The organism is Altibacter sp. HG106, from assembly GCF_028561755.1.
In the GTDB taxonomy this organism is placed as follows: domain Bacteria; phylum Bacteroidota; class Bacteroidia; order Flavobacteriales; family Flavobacteriaceae; genus DFVG01.
Genome location: NZ_JAQQTD010000009.1, coordinates 35,048 through 53,808, shown reverse-complemented (window position 1 = coordinate 53,808; position 18,761 = coordinate 35,048). Strand labels below are relative to the sequence as shown.

The window sequence follows — 18,761 nt, the reverse complement described above, 5'->3', positions numbered from 1 at the left end:
AATACCGTAAAATAGACGCCTGTATTTTTTCCGAAGCGCACCCTGCTTTTCTATATTTGTAATTCGCATGGAGCACTTTATCGTATCAGCCCGTAAATACCGTCCCACCCGTTTTCAAGACGTGGTTGGTCAACAGGCCATTACCAATACGCTGGATAATGCTATCGCCAATAATCATTTGGCACAGGCATTACTATTTACCGGTCCAAGAGGGGTCGGTAAAACCACCTGCGCCCGTATCTTGGCAAAGAAAATCAATCAGGACGGCACGGATTCTAACGAGGATGAGGATTTTGCCTTCAATATTTTTGAATTAGACGCGGCTTCGAATAATTCTGTGGATGATATTCGCAATCTCATAGATCAGGTGCGTATTCCTCCGCAAATGGGACAATACAAAGTGTATATCATCGACGAGGTACACATGTTGTCTTCCGCTGCCTTTAATGCGTTCCTAAAGACACTAGAGGAGCCTCCCAAGCATGCCATTTTCATCCTGGCAACCACCGAAAAACACAAGATCATCCCTACCATTCTCTCGCGTTGTCAGATTTTTGATTTCCGAAGAATTACAGTGCAAGACATCAAAGAACATTTGGCTACCGTTGCTAAAGCTGAAGGTATTACCGCCGAAGATGATGCGCTTCATGTGATCGCGCAAAAAGCTGATGGTGCCTTGCGAGATGCCTTATCTATCTTTGATAGAGTGGTGAGTTTCGCCGGTAACTCTTTGACTCGAGAAGCGGTTACCGAGAACCTGAATGTCTTAGATTATACCTATTACTTCCAAATTACCGACGTGCTTCTTCAGAACAATATTCCTGAAGTATTACTGGCCTTCAATGATATTCTGGCGAAGGGCTTTGATGGGCATCATTTTATCATGGGTCTAGCCTCCCATTTTAGAGATCTTATGGTGTGTCAAAATCAAGAAACTATTGACTTGCTAGAGGTTGGGGAACAAGTTAAGGAAATGTATCGCGAGCAATCACAAGCCGTTACACCCGGCTTCTTGCTTCAAGCGATTGAATTGGCCAACACGACCGACCTCCAATATCGATCGGCTCGAAATCCACGACTGCTCGTAGAACTCTGCTTATTACAATTAGCTTCGTTGACCGCAACGGAAGCCGAAAAAAAAAAGTCTAAATCCCGCTATGTAATTCCTGCCTCAGCCTTTAAAGGAAGAGAAAGCGCCGTGCCTGTCGATTCAGAAACTGAGAAAATCAAAGTAGCAACTCCTACTTCAAAAAGTGCAGAAGCTCCTGCTACTGGGGTTGCCGAAAACGCAGCTACTACAACTCCAGAAAGCAACCTAGCGCCTACAAAGCCTTCCGAAGCCAAAGAGAAGGTTATCGAAAAGCCTCAGATACTTGCCGAACGAAACGCTAAAAAGGTGTCGGCCCTATCCCTTCGAAGCATTCAGAAAAAGCAACAGCTCAAAAAAGAGCGGGTAGCAAATGAACCGAATCCTGGGGACCTCCCGGCAGATCCTTTTACCGAAAAGGAAATGCAGGCGGCATGGGCGGCTTACGCTACTTCAGTGGAAGCCTCCGGGCAATATAATTTATTGTCTCACCTTACCATGGGTGTTCCCAAATTAGAGAATACGCTCATACACTTGGTGTTTCCAAATGACACCATCAAAGTAGAGGTAGAACGTGCGAAACACGATTTATTGGCGTTCCTGCGGAAGAAATTGAATAATTATGAGGTAGACCTTTCGATTGAGGTTAATGAGGCCGAAACCAAAAGGTACGCCTATACTACTCGTGAAAAATTTGAAAAACTTAAAGAAAAAAATCCATCAGTCGAGTTGTTACGAAAGACATTCGACTTAGATATTTAAATTCGCCTTTATGTCTTCAGAACAAGATGCTATAAAAATGCTAGGGCTCAAACTTCCTACCGATCCTCGTTGGGTCAATATTGTTGAGATGAATGTAGATGAGATTCTAACCGATCATGCCTATTGCGAGCAAAAGGCAGCATCTACCGCTATTTCCCTTATAATTGGGTATCCCGAACGCAATGAATTGGTCGCTGAAATGACGCTGTTGGCTCAGGAAGAGATGAGCCATTTTAAGATGGTTCACGACCTCATTTTGGAACGAGGGGGGCATTTGGGAAGAGAACGTAAAGACAAATATGTCAATCAGCTGATGAAGTTTTTCCCAAAAGGAGGCAGCCGAACCGATCAATTGATACATCGATTACTATATGCGGCACTCATAGAAGCGCGAAGCTGTGAGCGATTTCGGTTGTTAAGTGAGGAGTTGGAAGATAAGAAACTAGCCACCTTTTACCGTAAATTGATGATAAGCGAGGCCAATCATTACACCATGTTTCTTCGATTTGCTAGAACCTATGGCAATCGCGAAGAAGTGGATAACAAGTGGCAAAACTTACTAGCGTTTGAAGCCGAGATCATGAAAGATCTTGGAAAAGAAGAAACCATCCATGGATAAAAAACGATTATTGGTGGATATGGATGGCGTTATGGCCGATGTGTACGCACAATTCATGGCGTGGGAATTCCGGGCCACCGGAATACAATACAGACGAGAGGATGTAATAGGAGTTGATGAAGTTCAAGCGTTTCCTAACGGAAAAAAACACGTCTATCAAAAATACTTTTTTGAGTCCATGCCGGTCATGGAAAACGCTGTTGAAATAATGCGGCAACTCACCCATGCGTATGAACTGTTTATCGTTACGGCGGCAATGGAGTTTCCTAACAGCTTGCCAGAAAAATACCGCTGGTTAGACACTCACTTCCCTTTTATTCATTGGAAACGCCGCGTGTTCTGCGGGGATAAGTCGGTGATACAAGGTGATATTCTAATTGATGATCACTTCAAAAATCTCGATACTTTTTCCGGAAAAACCTATCTTTTCACACAGCCTCATAATGCCAATTCCACAGACCATGGGCATGAACGCGTTGCTAATTGGTTGGAAATAGCCGAAAAACTGTTATAAGATAATTTACTTGGCAATGGTAAAGTGAAAGGTGGTCCCTTTACCTACAGTAGAGGTAGCTTCTATAGTGCCCTCCAAGGTCTCAATCAATTTCTTTACCGTTGAGAGTCCAATACCATGGCCCTTCTGCCCTTCTCTATCCAAATGGCCCACGGTGCTGAACAAATCAAAAATACTGTGAAGCATGTTTTCTTCGATCCCCATTCCGTTATCAGACACCGAAAATGAGTATTGTTGATCATCTTCTGAAGCTTCAATTTCAATGATAATCCGCTTCTTATCATTGTACTTGATACTATTGGCGATCAAATTCAAGAAGATTTGCTCTAGGGCAGATCGATTGCATTTAACATCCAAATGGCGCTCCGGTAGGTGTACTTCACAATCGTACTTGATCTGTAATAATTCTACGATGTCCTCCAGTAACACATTCAACTCGAATGCTTCCGCATCATCACGTTGGTAGGCGGTACTTTCGTAATGATCTAAGATGTTTCCGATATAGTCACTAAGCGACAAGGCCGATTTTTTAAGATAGCCCAAGTAATTTATTCCGCGTTCATCCAGCACGTTATCGTATTCCTTCCGAAGAATGTCAGAGGTCAAAATAATATTAGATAATGGCATTTTCATGTCATGAGAAACCGTACTGGCAAAGTCCTTAAGTAGATTGTTATGAACCGACAAGGTGTCTTTTAAGCTCATGAGTTCTTGATTCTGAAGCCGCAACTGAAACAAATATTCTACTTGCGCCGCCAGCTGTTGAAGTGCCTTGAGTTGTTCTTCGGAAAGTTGGTTGGGTTTGGTATCGAGCACGCACAATGACCCTAACGCATTTCCGAAGGCGTCGCGCAACGGAACTCCGGCGTAAAAAGAAACACCATTTTCACCCATCGTCAAGGGATTATCTATGAAACGTTCGTCCTTAGAAACATCATTGACCACTAACGGCTGATTCGGATTTAAAATGGCATGCGAGCAAAAGGAACTATCGCGATCGGTTTCGCAAATATCGGTACCCACTTTCGATTTAAACCACTGTCGATCTTTTTCAATTAAAGTAATTAAGGAAACCGGAACATGGCAAATATAGGAAGCCAAACGCGTAATACTATCATACTCTTCTTCTGGAAGTGAATCTAGTATCTGAAGGCGTTGCACAGCTTGCAGGCGTTCAGACTCATTGTTAGGTATAGTTGCTACGATCATGAATGAATTACAGGTTCGAAGGTTAAAAATACATAATTATTACTACCCAATAGCGTCAATTATTGCCGTAAATGCAAGTAATGTTGCGCTACATGACGGGATAATTTACTCGTAGACTTCTAGGTCCTCCGCGTCTTTTTCATTGTATAAACTCTTTACAATGCCGTCTGCGAGTCCGATTTTAGGTACGTAAATATTCTTGGATTTGCTCCATTTCATCGCAGAGAGATAAATTCTTGTGGCCGGAATAATCACGTCTGCTCGATCTGGGTTCATCTGAAGCTCAAAGATCCGCTCGTGATAAGTGTAGTTTTTGATTTTTTCGTAGTAATCCACCAAATAAAAATAGCTTAGCGGTTTTCCAATTTTCTTACCGCTGCTTTTATAGATACTGTTAATATTTCCGCCGGATCCAATACAATTCACTTTATCGTATCGTTTTGTGTGCTTTTTGATCCAATCTTTTACTTCTTCCCAGATGGATTCCCTAACCATATCATTCAGAACGCGTACGGTTCCCAGCTTAAACGACCTGGAGGCAACCGATTTCCCATTGGCGAATACCGTGAATTCGGTACTTCCTCCGCCTACGTCAACATATAGAAACACCTTATCGTTGTCAATTAGTTCGTGCAGATCGGTAGAGGCAATAATGGCGGCTTCATCTTTCCCGTCTATAATATTGATGTGAATACCGGTTTCTTTTCTAATATTCTCAGCAATTTCAGCGCCATTCTTAGCTTCTCGCATGGCCGACGTTGCGCAGGCGCGACATTTTACCACATCGTGATTCTTCATTAATAAGGAAAATGCGGTCATCGCCTCTACCATACGTTCATAACTGCGATTGGAGATCTTTTCTTTCAGAAACACATCGGCTCCCAACCGAATGGGGACGCGTACCAAAGAGGTTTTCTTGAACTGTGTTTCACGTCCCTCCTTCTCCAGTACCGTTGCAATTAGCAGTCGGATGGCATTGGAGCCAATATCAATAGCGGCGTATTTTTCAATTCGTAACAACCTGATTTCTTTTTTGTTGGTAGTATTCGTACAATTTAAATTGCGAGCGCACTTTCGCTCCCTTTGTTTTGCGATATGCGTTGTCTTGCGATTCAGAAATGCGTCTGGCCTTTACATTATCGCTCCAACTGATTTCAAACGTATCTTCTAGTTCTTGTTTGATATCTTCATCATAAATAGGACATGATATTTCTACCCTATTGTCTAAATTTCGTGACATGAGGTCTGCGGAAGAAATATACATTTTTGCATTCCCCCCGTTTTCAAAGATATACAAACGTGGATGCTCCAAAAATTTATCGACCACGCTTATTACCTCAATGTTTTCACTCATGCCTTCCACGCCCGGAATCAGGCAACAAATACCTCGAACGATCAAGCGAATTTGAACGCCGGCACGACTGGCGGCATATAAAGCATCAATCATTTTGAAATCAGACAAGCTATTGAGCTTGATACGGATTCCGCTAGGCAAGCCTTTTTTATGATTTTCTATTTCCTTTTCGATCAAATTGGTGAACGCATTTCTGGTGTAATGAGGAGAAACAATCAAATGGCGGTACTTTTTGATCTGATAGTTCACTTCAAAGAAATCAAACACTTTATTAATCTCTTTACAGATCTTCGCATTCGCGGTGAACAGCGTGTAATCGGTATAGATTCGTGCGGTAGACTCATTGAAGTTACCGGTACTTACAAAAGCATAGCGCTGCACCTTCTTATTTTCAAGACGCTCGATCACGCAGGCCTTACAATGCACTTTCAGCCCAGACACTCCAAAGATAAGTTTCACCCCTTCACTCTGCATTTGTTCGGCGTAGCGAATATTAGCTGCCTCATCGAAGCGCGCGCGCAATTCTATTTGAACGGTTACATCTTTACCATTTTTTACGGCATTGATTAAAGAACTGGAAATATGGCTTACCTGCGCCAATCGGTAGATGGTGATTTTAATCGATTTCACGTTAGGGTCTAACGCTGCTTCCCGCAGAAACTTGACGACATACGAAAAGGTCTGATAGGGCGCGTACAGCAAGTAATCCTTTTTAGCGATGCTATCGAGTAAACTTCCTTCCAAACTCAAACCGGGAATACGCAGTGGCGTAATCGATTGATACATCAAATCGGCCCTTCCCAGGCTCGGGAATTTCATGTAGTCACGGCGGTTGTGGTAGCGCCCTCCCGGAATAATACTGTCGGTGCTATCAATGCCCATCGTATCTAATAAAAACTGAAGGGTTTCTGCATCGATACTTTTGTCATACACAAAGCGTACCGGGTCTCCGGAACTCCTTCGTTTCACGCTCTTCGATATCTTTTCCAGAAAACTTCGGCTAAGATCGCTGTCAATATCCAACTCGGCATCACGGGTAATTTTGATCATATGTGCCGTGATGGTCTCGTATTTAAAAATGCTGAAAATGTTTCCTAAACAATGGCGTATCAGGTCGTCTAAGATAATGATGTATTGCTTGTCTCCTTCCATAGGGAGTACCACAAAGCGCTCGATAGAGCGCGGTATTTCGATGAGCGCGTAATTGGTTTGCTTCTGAAAGGTTTCATCTTCCTGCTTCATGATCAGTTTCACCACGAGGTAGGCGGCGCTGTCTTTCAGATTCGGAAAACTTTCCAATTCACCAATCATGATGGTCACCAGGGCCGGACTTACTTTCTGAATGAAATATTCTGAAATGAATTTACTCTGCGATTCTGAAATCTCCGTTTCATCAATAATAAAGATGCGCTCCTTTTGAAGTTCTTTTTTGATTCCGCGTAAGATGTTGAGACTTGTCGCTTGCTGCTCGATAACCGTCTGAGTGATCTCTTCGAGTAGATCGGAAGCGGAAATTCCACCTAGGGCACTTCGCCCTCCTTTACCGGCCTCCACAATACGTTTGATCGTAGCGTATCGCACCTTGAAGAATTCATCCAAATTATTGGAAAAAATCCCAACGAAACGGAGTCGGTCGATGAGCGGCACCGACTTATCCCCGGCTTCTTGCAACACGCGAGCATTAAATTGAAGCCAGCTTAATTCGCGGTTCAAATAGGTGTTTTTTACGGTGGTTTGTGCTGAAGTATCGTGCATTATTTTTTCAAATGTCGTGGAAAAATCATGGTTTTCGTCGTTCCAGTGTTAATATCCGCCCAATGCGATTCTTGAAATTCAATCGCGACAAAACCGCTTGTAGGCAAATTGTCAATGTATTCATTCCCCAACATATTCACCAATGATGTAAACGCGTGATTGTGCCCCACGATCATGGCGCAATGTATCTCATCTGGTAAACTATTGACCACACGCATCACTTCTTGTCCGCTGAAATCATACAGATCATGTGTTTCCTTGTAATCTACGTCCTTTATCCGGAAGGCTTTCTTGAAATATTCTGCCGTCGTTCTGGCCCGATTCGCATCGCTAGTGATTATTTTTTCGGGAGCGTCCATGGTGGCGGCTACTTTTTCTGAGACGAGCGTTGCATCATTGTATCCCCGTTTCTTCAGGGGGCGTTGATGGTCTGACACATCGTATTTCCAAGACGACTTGGCATGTCGAACTAAATAGAGCGTTTTCATAGTAACTTCTTAAGGTTGTAAACGTTGTAGTACCCAATGATCTTCCTGCATTCGATAGACAATTCTATCGTGCAATCGACTTCTTCGGCCTTGCCAAAATTCAAATTCTGAAGGGGTCACAAGATATCCTCCCCATTGCTCGGGTTTTGGGACCTCCTTTCCTTCATATTTTTTTTCCAGCGCTTCCATGGCGTCTTCTAAGGCTTGTCTGCTTTCGATAACAGTGCTTTGATTGGACACCAAGGCTCCTAACTGACTCTTTCTAGGGCGTTCTTTAAAATACGCCTCCGATTGTGCTGTGGGTACTTTTTGTGCCGTTCCTTTGATAATAATCTGTTGCTCTAAAGCGGGCCAGAAAAAAGAGAGGCTTACCGCGGGATTGACTGCTATGGCGGTCCCTTTCTCGCTACTGTAGTTGGTATAGAACACAAAACCCGCTTGCGAATATTCCTTCAGCAAAACCACACGACCCCGAGGCGCTCCAGTCGCATCGACAGTAGAAAGCGTCATCGCATTGATCTCGTGTATGGTTTCAGAGGCTTCGGCGGCCTCAAACCACTGTTTGAATTGCTGAAAGGGATTTTCGGCTACAACCGACTTCGTTAAGGCTCCTTTCTCGTACGAAGCCCGATAGGAGTGTAGTTTTTTCGCCATAGGGCATACAAGGTACGGGTTTTACGATTTTTATTAAAGTTCCGAAGGATTAAATGTAGGTTAAAATTGGAAGGTTTTTCCATCTTCTGCCAATTTGGTATTCGGAAAGATTTCCATCGCTTCTTCCCTAAAGAGTTCCAGGTTTCGATACCTGCCTGAATAATGCCCCAGGATCAAGGTTCCCACGGAAGCCTTTTTCGCGATAACGGCGGCCTCTTTGGCGGTACTGTGCTTTGTTTTTTCAGCCAGTCCGGCGTGTTCGTCTAAAAACGTAGCTTCGTGATACAAGGCGGTGCTCCCTTTGATATGAGGTACTACTTCCGGGTAATATTCGGTGTCGCTACAGTACGCATATGAGAAGGGCGTTTCAGGATCTTCCGTAACCGTAGAATTGGCAATGGTTAGGCCGTCTTCATTAACCACATCAAATCCCTGTTTTAATTTTGAAAACAAACTATGATGGATATTGGCCTGGACGGCTTTAGGATGGTTCAGTTTACGCTCTCCCGGCTTCTCCTGAAAGTGAAAACCGTTGGTGTACACCCGGTGTGATAACGGAAACGACCGCACGATCACTTTTTCATCCTCAAATAAGGTTTGTGGTTCCGAAGATTCTAATTCGTGAAAATATAGCGGATAATTAATGTGAGAGGCGCTTAAGCGAAGCTGTAGTTGAATGATTTTCTGAATGCCTTTTGGTCCGTAAATATGCATTTCTGCCTCACGGCCCAACAATCGAAAGGTAGAAATGAGTCCGATGAGCCCAAAAAAATGATCTCCGTGCAGGTGAGATATAAAGATATGTTTGATTCTGGCGAATTTTACCTTAGTTCGTCGTAACTGCATTTGTGCCCCTTCTCCGCAATCAATTAAAAAAACATGTCCTCTCATTTCCAGAACCTGTGCGGTGGGAAATGCTGTAGCTTTGGGCGTGGCCGAATGGCAGCCTAAGATTGTCAAGTTCAAACGCTTTGAATTAAAAGCCCAGATCCCGTTCGATCGCCTCCATTTCAATGACGTCTACCCCCTCCTGGAGCGTCGGGACGACGATCATCTCCATAGGGATGACCTCTGGATTGATGGCGTTGTTTACAATCACAAACGATTGTTTGGTTTTTCTATGCAAGTTTGATGTTTTGAGAAAAAGTAAGAGTTGGGGAAGTTCTAAGGATGTAAAGTCCTGTAGATCAATGATGACATTCTGACCTTTAAATTTATTTGGAATCTGATATTCCAAAAAAGAGGCGAAATCGGCTACATCCCCTTTCTCGTCTGCCAATACTACATAGGTTTCATGATTATCGATCTTCATGGGTTCGTTCAATTTTTGAAGCTAATAAATACAATACCGCCATCCTTATGGCCACGCCATTCTGTACCTGATCTAAAATGATAGCCTGATCGCTGTCGGCCACGTCGCTGGTAATTTCTACACCGCGATTTATGGGACCCGGATGCATGATCACAATTTCTTTATCCAAACGGTCTAACAGGGCTTTATTGACCCCAAACTGTTGGGTGTACTCTCTTGTTGACGGAAAATAACTAATGTCTAAGCGCTCATTTTGAATGCGTAGCATGTTGGCCACATCGCACCACGCTAATGCGCTGACTAAATCAGTCGTCACTGTAACACCTAATTTTTCTATATGCTTGGGAATAAGTGTTTTTGGACCACATACTTTAACCTCTGCTCCAAGTTTTTGTAAGGCGAAAATATTACTCAATGCGACTCTAGAATGCAGAATATCTCCTACAATGACCACTTTTTTTCCTGCCACATCGCCCAGGCGTTCCCGAATCGAGAAACAATCTAATAACGCCTGAGTGGGGTGTTCGTGTGCGCCATCTCCTGCATTCACAATACTGGCGTCAATATGGTTTGAAAGAAAGACTCCGGCTCCCGGGTTAGGATGTCGCATGACCACCATGTCTACTTTCATGGAGAGAATGTTATTAACAGTATCAATAAGGGTCTCTCCTTTTTTTACGGAAGAAGACGCAGCTGAGAAATTAACTACATCGGCCGACAGGCGCTTTTCTGCCAACTCGAATGAGAGTCGGGTGCGCGTGCTATTTTCAAAGAATAAATTGGCGATGGTAATGTCGCGTAAGGAAGGCACCTTTTTAATGGGGCGATTAATTACCTCTTTGAAGTGATCGGCTGTTTCAAAAATCAACTGAATATCGGCCTCCGTGATGTATTTAATCCCCAATAAATGACGTACGCTTAATTCCTTCATAGTTGGTTAACTCTTCACTAAATAAACGGCATCTTCTCCGTCGTTCTCTTTCCAGTGGACTTTTACTTTTTCTTCATTGATGGCATCAACTTGCCGACCTCGATAATCGGGTTGAATGGGAAGATTCCTGCTAAACCGTCGATCGATCAAGGTAAGCAGCTCTATTTCAACCGGGCGACCAAAGGACTGTATAGCTGTTAACGCCGCTCGAATGCTTCTTCCCGTGTATAGCACATCATCAATAAAAACTACCTTTTTGTCTTCAACCACAAAATCAATTTGCGTTTTGTTGGCCTCAAGCGGCTTATGGCTACGGCGGAAATCATCTCGAAAAAAGGTGATATCCAGATATCCTAATCGAATGTTTTCAATGTGATATTCCTGCTGAAGCAATTGTGCCAGTCGTTCCGCAAGAAATACACCGCGCGGTTGGATTCCAACCAATACTGTGTCTTTAAAGTCGTGATGATTCTCGATAAGCTGACAAGCCAGGCGGTGAAGCGCAATGTGTACTTCGGTAGCGTTTAACAACACTTTTTGGCCCATAGGAAAGTCTGAATACTGTTCAGAAAGCAAATTTAATGGAATTATTTGAAAAACCGCCGTTCGAAACGCTTTTTACCGCTTCCTGTTGCGTCCACCAAACTAATAGATCTCACAGTAAAAAGCCATCGAATCTAGCATTTCGATGGCTTTTTATTAAGAATTTAAATAAGGTGGCTATTCTTTTATAATCACAGTGTTGTACTGGGTTTCAGGAACATCTTCAAACTGAACCCTTAGGATGTACGCTCCTTTTGACAAGGAAGCGATATCCAGTGAATTCGAGCTAACGCGATCAATGGTTTGTACCAATCTTCCATCTACGCTGTAAATAGAAATTGCCGTAACCTTTTTGTTGGCTGTATGTTCAATGGTTAATGAACCTTCTGTTGGGTTCGGATACACCACAAACGGTAGCGTTTCCTCTACCGAAGCCACCGATAGGTTTTCGCAATTATTCATTAGGTCTACTAACGAATTATGAAGGTTTAAACGACCTTCTGTGGTGGTAATGCCTTCTAAGGACGTATTCGGATCGACTCCGGAAAAGATAAAATCACGTACAATTCTAGCGGCACGAGCCGGGTCCGACATCGCCAGGTCTGCCAGATCCTGACAGGGTGCAGAGTACAGTAAAGCAATCGCACCGGTAACATGTGGCGTTGCGCCAGAAGTACCCCCAAATCCACCATAGCTATTTCCATTTCGGGTATTGTAGGCGCCCGCACCGTGCGCTCCCAGATCAATGGTTTCCGCGCCATATCCAGCGTTCGTCACTTTGGTGTCGCTGATGTCCATATTGGTTACTGTGATCAAATATTCACTGGGGCATGCCGTAGGGAGATCGCCCACCACATCTACGTCGAAATTACCGTTAATGGTGGCGCCACAACTTAGGATACCATGCTCACCCATGGTGTCATATAAAGCACACCATAGGGGTGCATCCGCAGGATTTCCGAAGTCAATTCCCCATGAGGCATTGGTAGACACTACAAAGGCTCCTTCGGCCCCGTCGGTGGCATTATAACGCATTCTAGCTTCCAAGGCATAGCTATACGCCTCAATCACCGCGGCCTCGTTCGTATTAAAATTGTTTTTTATGATCATGAGTTTTACGTCCCAATTCACACCACTTACTCCAATACCATTATTTCCTTTGGCGCCAATGATCCCGGCCACAGGCGTACCGTGACTACCCCCGGAAATATTATCGCTATTGGTTACAATACTCCAACCCTGATAGTCATCGATATAATTATTGTTGTCGTCATCTATGCCATTCCCCGGAATTTCATTCTCATTCACCCATAAGTTGTCACCAAAGTCCTCATGTGTGAGTTCAATCCCATCATCTAAGGGCGCCGCTACGATAACATCCCCGTTCATAGTGGTTCCTCCGGTGGTGATATCCCAGGCCTCATCAGCATCGATGTCTCCATCACTTGCCTGCTTATATTGCCATTGATTGCCGAACAAAGGATCGTTCGGCTCGGTAGCTCTAGACGTCACCTTGTGATTCTTTTGGGCGACGCGTACTTGATCTATCGCGTAAAGTTGTTGTATTACATCGTTTTCAGTGGTCGATGGCGAAACTTTTAAAAGCCAAATATTCATGGGACGTGACACCAATCTGGAAGTTTCAATAGGGACCGCAGCAAGTGCTGCTGAAAGCGTTGTTGGAGTAAACGATTCGTTAAATTGCACCAATACTTCATTCGGTACATACGCTGCTTGCTGTGCCGCTCCTTCCTGTAAGAATAGGGCGATGACCAATCCGAGTAGTAATTTTTTCATATTAATGGTTGTTTCTGGGTTGTATCTCTTTATTTTCCTGAGCTTCCTTTACTAAGTCTGAAGCCTTTAATTGTTCTATGAGGTTGGAAGTTGTAATTTTTTTTTGATTGAAGGAGAATAGGTAGATCAGGGCTGGCCGGCTTACAATTCTTTCAAACTTCAGATCGAACGCCTTAAAATTTTCCTCCAGTAGTTTCTCATTTCCAGCGCCAACGCATTGAACCAAAACGGTGGCAGTAGTGGGAGCTTCCATGTCTGATTTGGATTTACAGTTCTGAAGCGAAAAAGCCAGAATGAAAATAATGCCGTAGAAAATAGCGGTGCGTTTCAATGATAGTTATTGTAAGGATCTGTTGCAAAATACTAAATCACCAGACAGAAAAAAAGAAAGCCGTTTCAAAAATATGAAACGGCTTCAATTATGAATATCTAAAGAAAAGGATTATTTCTTCTTCCCTTCCATTTGATCTTTGATTTCCTGAAGCTTTGAATTGGCATCACCCAGTGTTGGTTTTGCTTCTTCGGCTTGTTGTGCAGCCTTTTTAGCGGCTTGCTTCACAATCTTCGCTTCTTCTTCACGGTGGATCGTCATGTGCGACGCTACCACTTTCTTGAAATCTTTATTGAACTCGATGATCTGGAATTCGGCTTCTTCTCCTTTTTTAAGGCTAGAACCATCTTCCTTCTCCATGTGACGTTTTGGAACGAATGCGGTGATATCATCATTAAATTTCACGGTCGCTCCTTTGTCTACAATCTCTTCGATTTCTGCAGTGTGCTTGCTGCCTACCGCGAACTCATCAGAGTATTTGTCCCAAGGATTCTCAGTCGTTTGCTTGTGACCCAGACTCAACTTGCGTCCTTCTACGTCTAATTCAAGCACGATTACTTCAAGCGTGTCACCAATGTTAGTGAACTCACTTGGATGTTTCACTTTCTTGGTCCAGCTCAAGTCGCTGATATAGATCAGTCCGTCGATTCCTTCTTCCAATTCTACGAACACACCAAAGTTGGTGAAGTTACGTACAATACCACTGTGCTTACTTCCCACTGGGTATTTTTTGGTGATATCGGTCCATGGGTCTGGCGTCAATTGCTTGATACCAAGGCTCATTTTGCGCTCTTCTCTATCTAGCGTAAGGATCTCTGCTTCTACTTCATCTCCAACGTTTACGAAATCCTGAGCGCTACGTAAGTGCGTAGACCATGACATTTCACTAACGTGGATCAATCCTTCTACCCCTTCAGCAACTTCGATAAAGGCACCGTAATCGGCAATAACCACTACTTTACCTTTCACTCGGTCACCCACTTTCATTTCATCTCCAAGAGCATCCCATGGGTGCGCTTTCAATTGCTTCAATCCAAGTTGGATACGTGTTTTGTCTTCGTCGAAATCCAAAATAACCACGTTCAATTTCTGGTCGAGCTCTACGATCTCGTTCGGGTGGTTGATACGCGACCAGCTTAGGTCGGTAATGTGTACCAATCCATCTACACCTCCAAGGTCTACGAATACTCCATAAGAAGTGATGTTTTTCACCACACCTTCGAGTACCTGACCTTTTTCGAGTTGTCCGATGATCTCTTTTTTCTGTTCTTCGATATCTGCTTCAATAAGCGCTTTGTGAGAAACCACAACGTTTTTGAATTCGTGGTTGATCTTCACCACTTTGAATTCCATTGTTTTTCCTACATACATATCGTAATCACGAATAGGCTTCACGTCAATCTGTGATCCTGGCAGGAACGCCTCGATTCCAAATACGTCAACGATCATACCTCCTTTGGTACGACACTTAACGTATCCGTTCACGATTTTTCCATCGTCATAGGCTTCGTTCACACGATCCCACGCCATGATAGTACGCGCCTTACGGTGAGACAGGATTAATTGACCTGTGCTGTCCTCGCGAACATCGATCAATACTTCCACCTTATCACCCACTTTAAGATCTGGATTGTAACGGAACTCGTTCAGGGAAATTACACCTTCACTTTTCGCGTTGATATCGATGATAGCATCACGATCGGTAATGTGAATCACTTCTCCTTCTACTACTTCGTCATCTAAGGTGTCAACGAAATTTTCAGAAACGAGTTTTTCAAATTCGTCAAGTTTGGCATCTGCGATAGGATCTATTCCTTCTTCGTAGTTGTGCCAATCAAATTCTTTTAGAAATTTTTCAGGGTTACGCTGTTGTGGAGATACTTCCTCTTTTGGAGTTTCAACTTTTGTTTCTTCAGCGGCAACCGCTTCTTTGTTTGCTTTATCAGCCATTTGCTATAGTTATTCTTAGCAATATTGCTAAGAATAATGATTTGTATTCTGTGTTATTTCAAAAAGTTACGCGCGATCCCACAGAAGGATTATATAAAAAATGTTGTTTCCCTTTACTTTCTGATTATGCGCAAAAAGGGCTGCAAAAGTAGCGGTTTTCTTTTGATTTTCAAAAGCTTTCCATTTAAATTATTATTACTGAAATCACTATCTTTAGTCTTTAAATACCAACCTTATGAAACACTATCTAGTACTTTTTCTCCTCGTGAGCTTCGGAATGTCTTGCCTGGCTCAAAAAAAAGTGTCTGCCAACAAAAAGGCGGTCATCGCTTCCGTCAATAAACACGAAGCCAAATTGAAAGAAATAAGCGATGCGATCTGGGCCAATGCCGAGATTGCATTTCAGGAGACTGAATCTTCCGAATTGCTAGCCAATTACGCCGAAGCGAACGGTTTTACCGTAGAACGTGGCTACGCCGATATTCCTACCGCCTTTATCGCAACCTATGGGAGCGGAGATCCAGTGATAAGTATTCTTGGAGAATTTGATGCTCTTCCTGGGATCTCTCAAAAAGCGCAACCCACAAAAGATCCGTTAGAGGAAGGTGCCGCCGGGCATGGCTGTGGTCATAATCTCTTCGGAACCGGAAGTCTGGGCGCTGCTATCGCCATCAAAGAACTTATGGAAGCTGGAAAGATCGAAGGAACCGTTAAATTCTTAGGTACGCCTGCCGAAGAAAAGTTCTTCGGAAAACTATGGATGGCAGAAGCTGGTGCCTGGGATGATGTTGATGTTAATATCAGCTGGCACCCTTCCGCAGCTACCAAAGCGGATGTGCAAAGTTCCTTGGCGTTGGTAGATTTTATTGTTGAATTTGAAGGTCAGGCGGCGCATGCAGCATCCGACCCGTGGAATGGGAGAAGCGCCAGTGATGCCTTAGAATTGTATACGACCGGAATTAATTACTACCGTGAACACATCCGCCCAACGGTAAGAATTCATTATCACATACAAGACGGCGGACAAGTTGTGAATGTGGTGCCGGATTACTCCCGACTCTGGGTTCGGGTGCGCAATTCGGACCGTGAGGGCATGATGCCTGTCTATGAGCAGGTGAAGAAAATGGCCGAAGGTGCGGCTATTATGGCGAACGTAGATTATAAAGTTTCCTTGGTATCCGGACTCCATGAAGTGTTGGTCAATCGGAAAGGGGGAGCGATCATGCAAAAGAATCTTGAATTATTAGGACCGATAGAATATTCCGCGGAAGAAACCGCTTTCGGAAAAAAGATTCAAGAGGTCACTGGAAAACCTCAAGTAGGTATGGACAGTGCGATCACACCTCTGGAAGAAACCAAAGAACATCCGGGTGGGGGTTCTACCGATGTGGGAGACGTAAGCTGGAATGTGGCGAATATCAATCTAGGAGTGACCACCGCGCCAAAAGATACGCCCTGGCATTCTTGGGCCGTGGTAGCCTGCGGCGGCATGTCAATTGGTCATAAGGGAATGTTATACGCTTCCAAAGCCATGGCCATGACCATGGTAGATCTATTTGAAAACCCCAAAATGGTTGAAGAGGTTAAAGCTGAATATAAAGAGCGCAAAGGCGATTACAAGTACAAGGCCATGATACCGGAGGGTCCACCGCCAATTGGTTCTAACAACTAGACCCTGCCTGCAATGCGGTCTTGTGCCAATTGCAAAATAGTATGAAACTGGTCTTCGAGGTTCATTTCGCTATTATCGATAGCAATGGCATCGGAGGCCTTTTTTAATGGGGAATCCTTCCGTGTCGTATCAATTCGATCTCGTTCATTGACATTTTCCAATACTTCTTCAAAAGTCACGTCATCGCCCCGCTCCCGTAATTCTTTATACCGACGCTTTGCGCGTTCTTTGGCACTGGCGGTCATAAATATCTTTAATTCTGCTTGAGGGAGAACGACTGTCCCAATATCACGTCCGTCCATTACGACCCTACCTCCTCGGGCCATTTGTTGCTGTTGTTCTACCAGTTTCCGACGTACTTCGGAAACGGTGGCAATCGGACTCACAAATTCAGACACCTGTAAGGTTCGAATTTCGCTACTCACATTGCGTCCATTCAAATAGATCTCATGCGTACCGTGAGCCTCATTTTTTTTAAATGCCAAGGATATTTTTGGGAGCGAAACAATTAACGCTTCCCTATCGAAATTTTCTTCATCAATAAACTCTTGCTCCATGGCGTATAAGGTGATGGCCCGGTACATGGCGCCGGTATCTATATAGAGATAATTTAGCCAATCGGCCAGTTGCTTGGCAACGGTACTTTTTCCTGTGGAAGAATAGCCATCAATGGCGATGGTAATGTTTGGCATTTACTGAAGGTTTAGATTGAGTCCGAAAAAACTGGAACTTCCGGCCAAACTGTATTGGGAATAGGAATAGCTGAGACGCACCTTGTTCAACTTGATAGAAAACCCACCACTGAGTCCGGCAAAAGCTCGTTGCTCCAAGATACGTAATTCTTCTCCCCTACGCACATTATACCCCAAGCGTAAATTAAATCCGCTTTCCGGGAAGAGTTCAATCCCAAAGATCATATGGCGCAACGCATGGTCAAAGAAATTGATATTTTCTTCGGTGGTGTTACCTTCTAAATCGGTTTCATCGCGATTGGGGTTGGCAAATGCCACCTTCCACCGCTGCATGTTTTCTAGCGTAAAGTGCCAGCGCACCGGAACATTTTCGAGTGTTTGGGAGATTCCTAAGATCACTTCAAACGGAAGTTTTTCATAGGTGTTTTCGTAAGGCGTAATCTGTGTCCCTAAATTCCTGGCCACCCCGGTTATTTGTAAGTCCCAATCTTCATACACGTACATTACCCCAATATCTAAGGCAGCACCAAACGAGGTGTACTGCTCCAGTTTTGAAGAAATGAGCTTCAGATTTCCTCCAATATGAAAATTTGTGAAGGCTACATTTCGAGCATGTCCTACCGACAAGGCTACTTCTCCTCCACTAAAACTGCTGGTAGCGTTTCCCAGTTCATCATACCCGTCAAACGTTCCATAGTTCACATAGGTAGCGCCCACGTGAAGTACCTGAGTTCTGCGATCCCATAAATAGGCATAGGCTGCCGTTCCATAATTAACATCTCCTAGATAATTGACATAATTAAGGGATAATTGATTGTCCATTTCGGGATTGATGGAAGCCGGGTTGAACAATCCCTGTGTAGGGTCGTAATCGTAATTGGTAACTGTCTTCCCCCCTAGAGCTGCCTGCCTGGGTGAATTGACCAAATTCAGAAACTGATAGGTTGCGCGTCCACCCACTTGCGACCAACAAGTTGTTGAAAGAAGAAATACGATAAGGGAAAATTTGTACAGGTGGCTCAAGGTGTTTTCTTTTTCCTGCCTTTAAAACGACTGCAAGTATAATTTATTTTTGAAGACAAAAGAAATCA

The 18,761-nt window shown here is 43.8% G+C and carries 18 protein-coding genes; 4 read left to right on the top strand and 14 right to left on the bottom strand.

What is annotated here, in order from left to right:
- Positions 1–67 precede the first annotated feature (67 nt).
- The 3 genes from PO830_RS13915 to PO830_RS13905 are packed head-to-tail and all read left to right on the top strand — an operon-like array spanning position 68 to position 2,982.
- Positions 68–1,849, top strand: coding sequence for a DNA polymerase III subunit gamma/tau (locus PO830_RS13915; protein WP_272854184.1), 1,782 nt, complete (start codon positions 68–70; stop codon positions 1,847–1,849).
- 37 nt (positions 1,850–1,886) lie between these two features.
- Entirely contained in the window at positions 1,887–2,468 is a 582-nt protein-coding gene (locus tag PO830_RS13910; protein WP_272854207.1) for a tRNA-(ms[2]io[6]A)-hydroxylase, read from the top strand.
- Positions 2,461–2,982, top strand: a complete 522-nt coding sequence (locus PO830_RS13905) for a 5' nucleotidase, NT5C type (protein WP_272854183.1) — start codon at positions 2,461–2,463, stop codon at positions 2,980–2,982. Before PO830_RS13910 ends, PO830_RS13905 begins: the two co-directional genes overlap by 8 nt.
- A 6-nt stretch (positions 2,983–2,988) precedes the next feature.
- On the opposite strand, the gene PO830_RS13900 is transcribed toward PO830_RS13905, so the two are convergent.
- The 12 genes from PO830_RS13900 to rpsA all read right to left on the bottom strand — a co-directional run bounded on the left by PO830_RS13900 (position 2,989) and on the right by rpsA (position 15,306).
- On the bottom strand, positions 2,989–4,191 hold the full coding sequence (locus PO830_RS13900) for a GAF domain-containing sensor histidine kinase (protein ID WP_272854182.1): 1,203 nt from the start codon (positions 4,189–4,191) through the stop codon (positions 2,989–2,991).
- 105 nt (positions 4,192–4,296) lie between these two features.
- The gene (locus tag PO830_RS13895) at positions 4,297–5,211 is read right to left on the bottom strand and encodes a Ppx/GppA phosphatase family protein (RefSeq protein ID WP_272854181.1); all 915 of its coding nucleotides are present in this window, start codon (positions 5,209–5,211) and stop codon (positions 4,297–4,299) included.
- Complete coding sequence (gene ppk1 / locus PO830_RS13890) at positions 5,198–7,300, bottom strand: polyphosphate kinase 1 (protein WP_272854180.1); 2,103 nt, start codon at positions 7,298–7,300, stop codon at positions 5,198–5,200. The genes PO830_RS13895 and ppk1 overlap by 14 nt, the downstream gene beginning before the upstream one ends.
- Positions 7,300–7,788, bottom strand: a complete 489-nt coding sequence (locus PO830_RS13885; protein WP_272854179.1) for a SixA phosphatase family protein — start codon at positions 7,786–7,788, stop codon at positions 7,300–7,302. The genes ppk1 and PO830_RS13885 overlap by 1 nt, the downstream gene beginning before the upstream one ends.
- A gap of 9 nt (positions 7,789–7,797) precedes the next feature.
- Entirely contained in the window at positions 7,798–8,442 is a 645-nt protein-coding gene (gene pdxH, locus PO830_RS13880) for a pyridoxamine 5'-phosphate oxidase (protein WP_272854178.1), read from the bottom strand.
- A gap of 60 nt (positions 8,443–8,502) precedes the next feature.
- Positions 8,503–9,408 (bottom strand): ribonuclease Z, encoded by a 906-nt coding sequence (locus PO830_RS13875; RefSeq protein ID WP_272854177.1) that lies wholly within the window; start codon positions 9,406–9,408, stop codon positions 8,503–8,505.
- A gap of 10 nt (positions 9,409–9,418) precedes the next feature.
- Complete coding sequence (locus tag PO830_RS13870; RefSeq protein WP_272854176.1) at positions 9,419–9,754, bottom strand: ribonuclease Z; 336 nt, start codon at positions 9,752–9,754, stop codon at positions 9,419–9,421.
- Positions 9,741–10,685 carry an aspartate carbamoyltransferase catalytic subunit gene (locus PO830_RS13865; protein ID WP_272854175.1) on the bottom strand — a complete coding sequence of 315 codons (945 nt, stop codon included), beginning with the start codon at positions 10,683–10,685 and terminating at the stop codon, positions 9,741–9,743. Before PO830_RS13865 ends, PO830_RS13870 begins: the two co-directional genes overlap by 14 nt.
- 6 nt (positions 10,686–10,691) lie before the next feature.
- Positions 10,692–11,231 carry a bifunctional pyr operon transcriptional regulator/uracil phosphoribosyltransferase PyrR gene (gene pyrR, locus PO830_RS13860; RefSeq protein WP_272854174.1) on the bottom strand — a complete coding sequence of 180 codons (540 nt, stop codon included), beginning with the start codon at positions 11,229–11,231 and terminating at the stop codon, positions 10,692–10,694.
- A 174-nt stretch (positions 11,232–11,405) separates the two neighbouring features.
- Entirely contained in the window at positions 11,406–13,025 is a 1,620-nt protein-coding gene (locus PO830_RS13855) for a S8 family peptidase (protein WP_272854173.1), read from the bottom strand.
- Between the two features lies 1 nt (position 13,026).
- On the bottom strand, positions 13,027–13,356 hold the full coding sequence (locus PO830_RS13850) for a hypothetical protein (protein ID WP_272854172.1): 330 nt from the start codon (positions 13,354–13,356) through the stop codon (positions 13,027–13,029).
- 111 nt (positions 13,357–13,467) lie between these two features.
- Positions 13,468–15,306: a 30S ribosomal protein S1 gene (gene rpsA / locus PO830_RS13845; protein WP_272854171.1), complete on the bottom strand. Its 1,839-nt coding sequence runs from the start codon at positions 15,304–15,306 to the stop codon at positions 13,468–13,470.
- A 235-nt stretch (positions 15,307–15,541) separates the two neighbouring features.
- On the opposite strand from rpsA, the gene PO830_RS13840 reads away from it, so the two are divergent.
- Entirely contained in the window at positions 15,542–16,978 is a 1,437-nt protein-coding gene (locus tag PO830_RS13840; protein WP_272854170.1) for an amidohydrolase, read from the top strand.
- Here the strand turns inward: PO830_RS13840 and cmk are convergent.
- Positions 16,975–17,670: a (d)CMP kinase gene (cmk, locus tag PO830_RS13835; RefSeq protein WP_272854169.1), complete on the bottom strand. Its 696-nt coding sequence runs from the start codon at positions 17,668–17,670 to the stop codon at positions 16,975–16,977. The two genes, PO830_RS13840 and cmk, sit on opposite strands and share 4 nt — an antisense overlap.
- Positions 17,671–18,693, bottom strand: a complete 1,023-nt coding sequence (gene porQ / locus PO830_RS13830; protein WP_442870118.1) for a type IX secretion system protein PorQ — start codon at positions 18,691–18,693, stop codon at positions 17,671–17,673.
- Positions 18,694–18,761: the final 68 nt, after the last annotated feature.

Excerpts from the sequence above, each read along its gene's own strand:
- PO830_RS13865 (WP_272854175.1), bottom strand. The coding sequence starts at position 10,685 with ATGAAGGAATTAAGCGTACGTCATTTATTGGGGATTAAATACATCACG.
- PO830_RS13840 (WP_272854170.1), top strand. The coding sequence starts at position 15,542 with ATGAAACACTATCTAGTACTTTTTCTCCTCGTGAGCTTCGGAATGTCT.
- pyrR (WP_272854174.1), bottom strand. The coding sequence starts at position 11,231 with ATGGGCCAAAAAGTGTTGTTAAACGCTACCGAAGTACACATTGCGCTT.
- PO830_RS13905 (WP_272854183.1), top strand. The coding sequence starts at position 2,461 with ATGGATAAAAAACGATTATTGGTGGATATGGATGGCGTTATGGCCGAT.
- PO830_RS13885 (WP_272854179.1), bottom strand. The coding sequence starts at position 7,788 with ATGAAAACGCTCTATTTAGTTCGACATGCCAAGTCGTCTTGGAAATAC.
- rpsA (WP_272854171.1), bottom strand. The coding sequence starts at position 15,306 with ATGGCTGATAAAGCAAACAAAGAAGCGGTTGCCGCTGAAGAAACAAAA.
- PO830_RS13910 (WP_272854207.1), top strand. The coding sequence starts at position 1,887 with ATGCTAGGGCTCAAACTTCCTACCGATCCTCGTTGGGTCAATATTGTT.
- PO830_RS13915 (WP_272854184.1), top strand. The coding sequence starts at position 68 with ATGGAGCACTTTATCGTATCAGCCCGTAAATACCGTCCCACCCGTTTT.
- PO830_RS13870 (WP_272854176.1), bottom strand. The coding sequence starts at position 9,754 with ATGAAGATCGATAATCATGAAACCTATGTAGTATTGGCAGACGAGAAA.
- PO830_RS13900 (WP_272854182.1), bottom strand. The coding sequence starts at position 4,191 with ATGATCGTAGCAACTATACCTAACAATGAGTCTGAACGCCTGCAAGCT.
- cmk (WP_272854169.1), bottom strand. The coding sequence starts at position 17,670 with ATGCCAAACATTACCATCGCCATTGATGGCTATTCTTCCACAGGAAAA.
- ppk1 (WP_272854180.1), bottom strand. The coding sequence starts at position 7,300 with ATGCACGATACTTCAGCACAAACCACCGTAAAAAACACCTATTTGAAC.
- PO830_RS13855 (WP_272854173.1), bottom strand. The coding sequence starts at position 13,025 with ATGAAAAAATTACTACTCGGATTGGTCATCGCCCTATTCTTACAGGAA.
- pdxH (WP_272854178.1), bottom strand. The coding sequence starts at position 8,442 with ATGGCGAAAAAACTACACTCCTATCGGGCTTCGTACGAGAAAGGAGCC.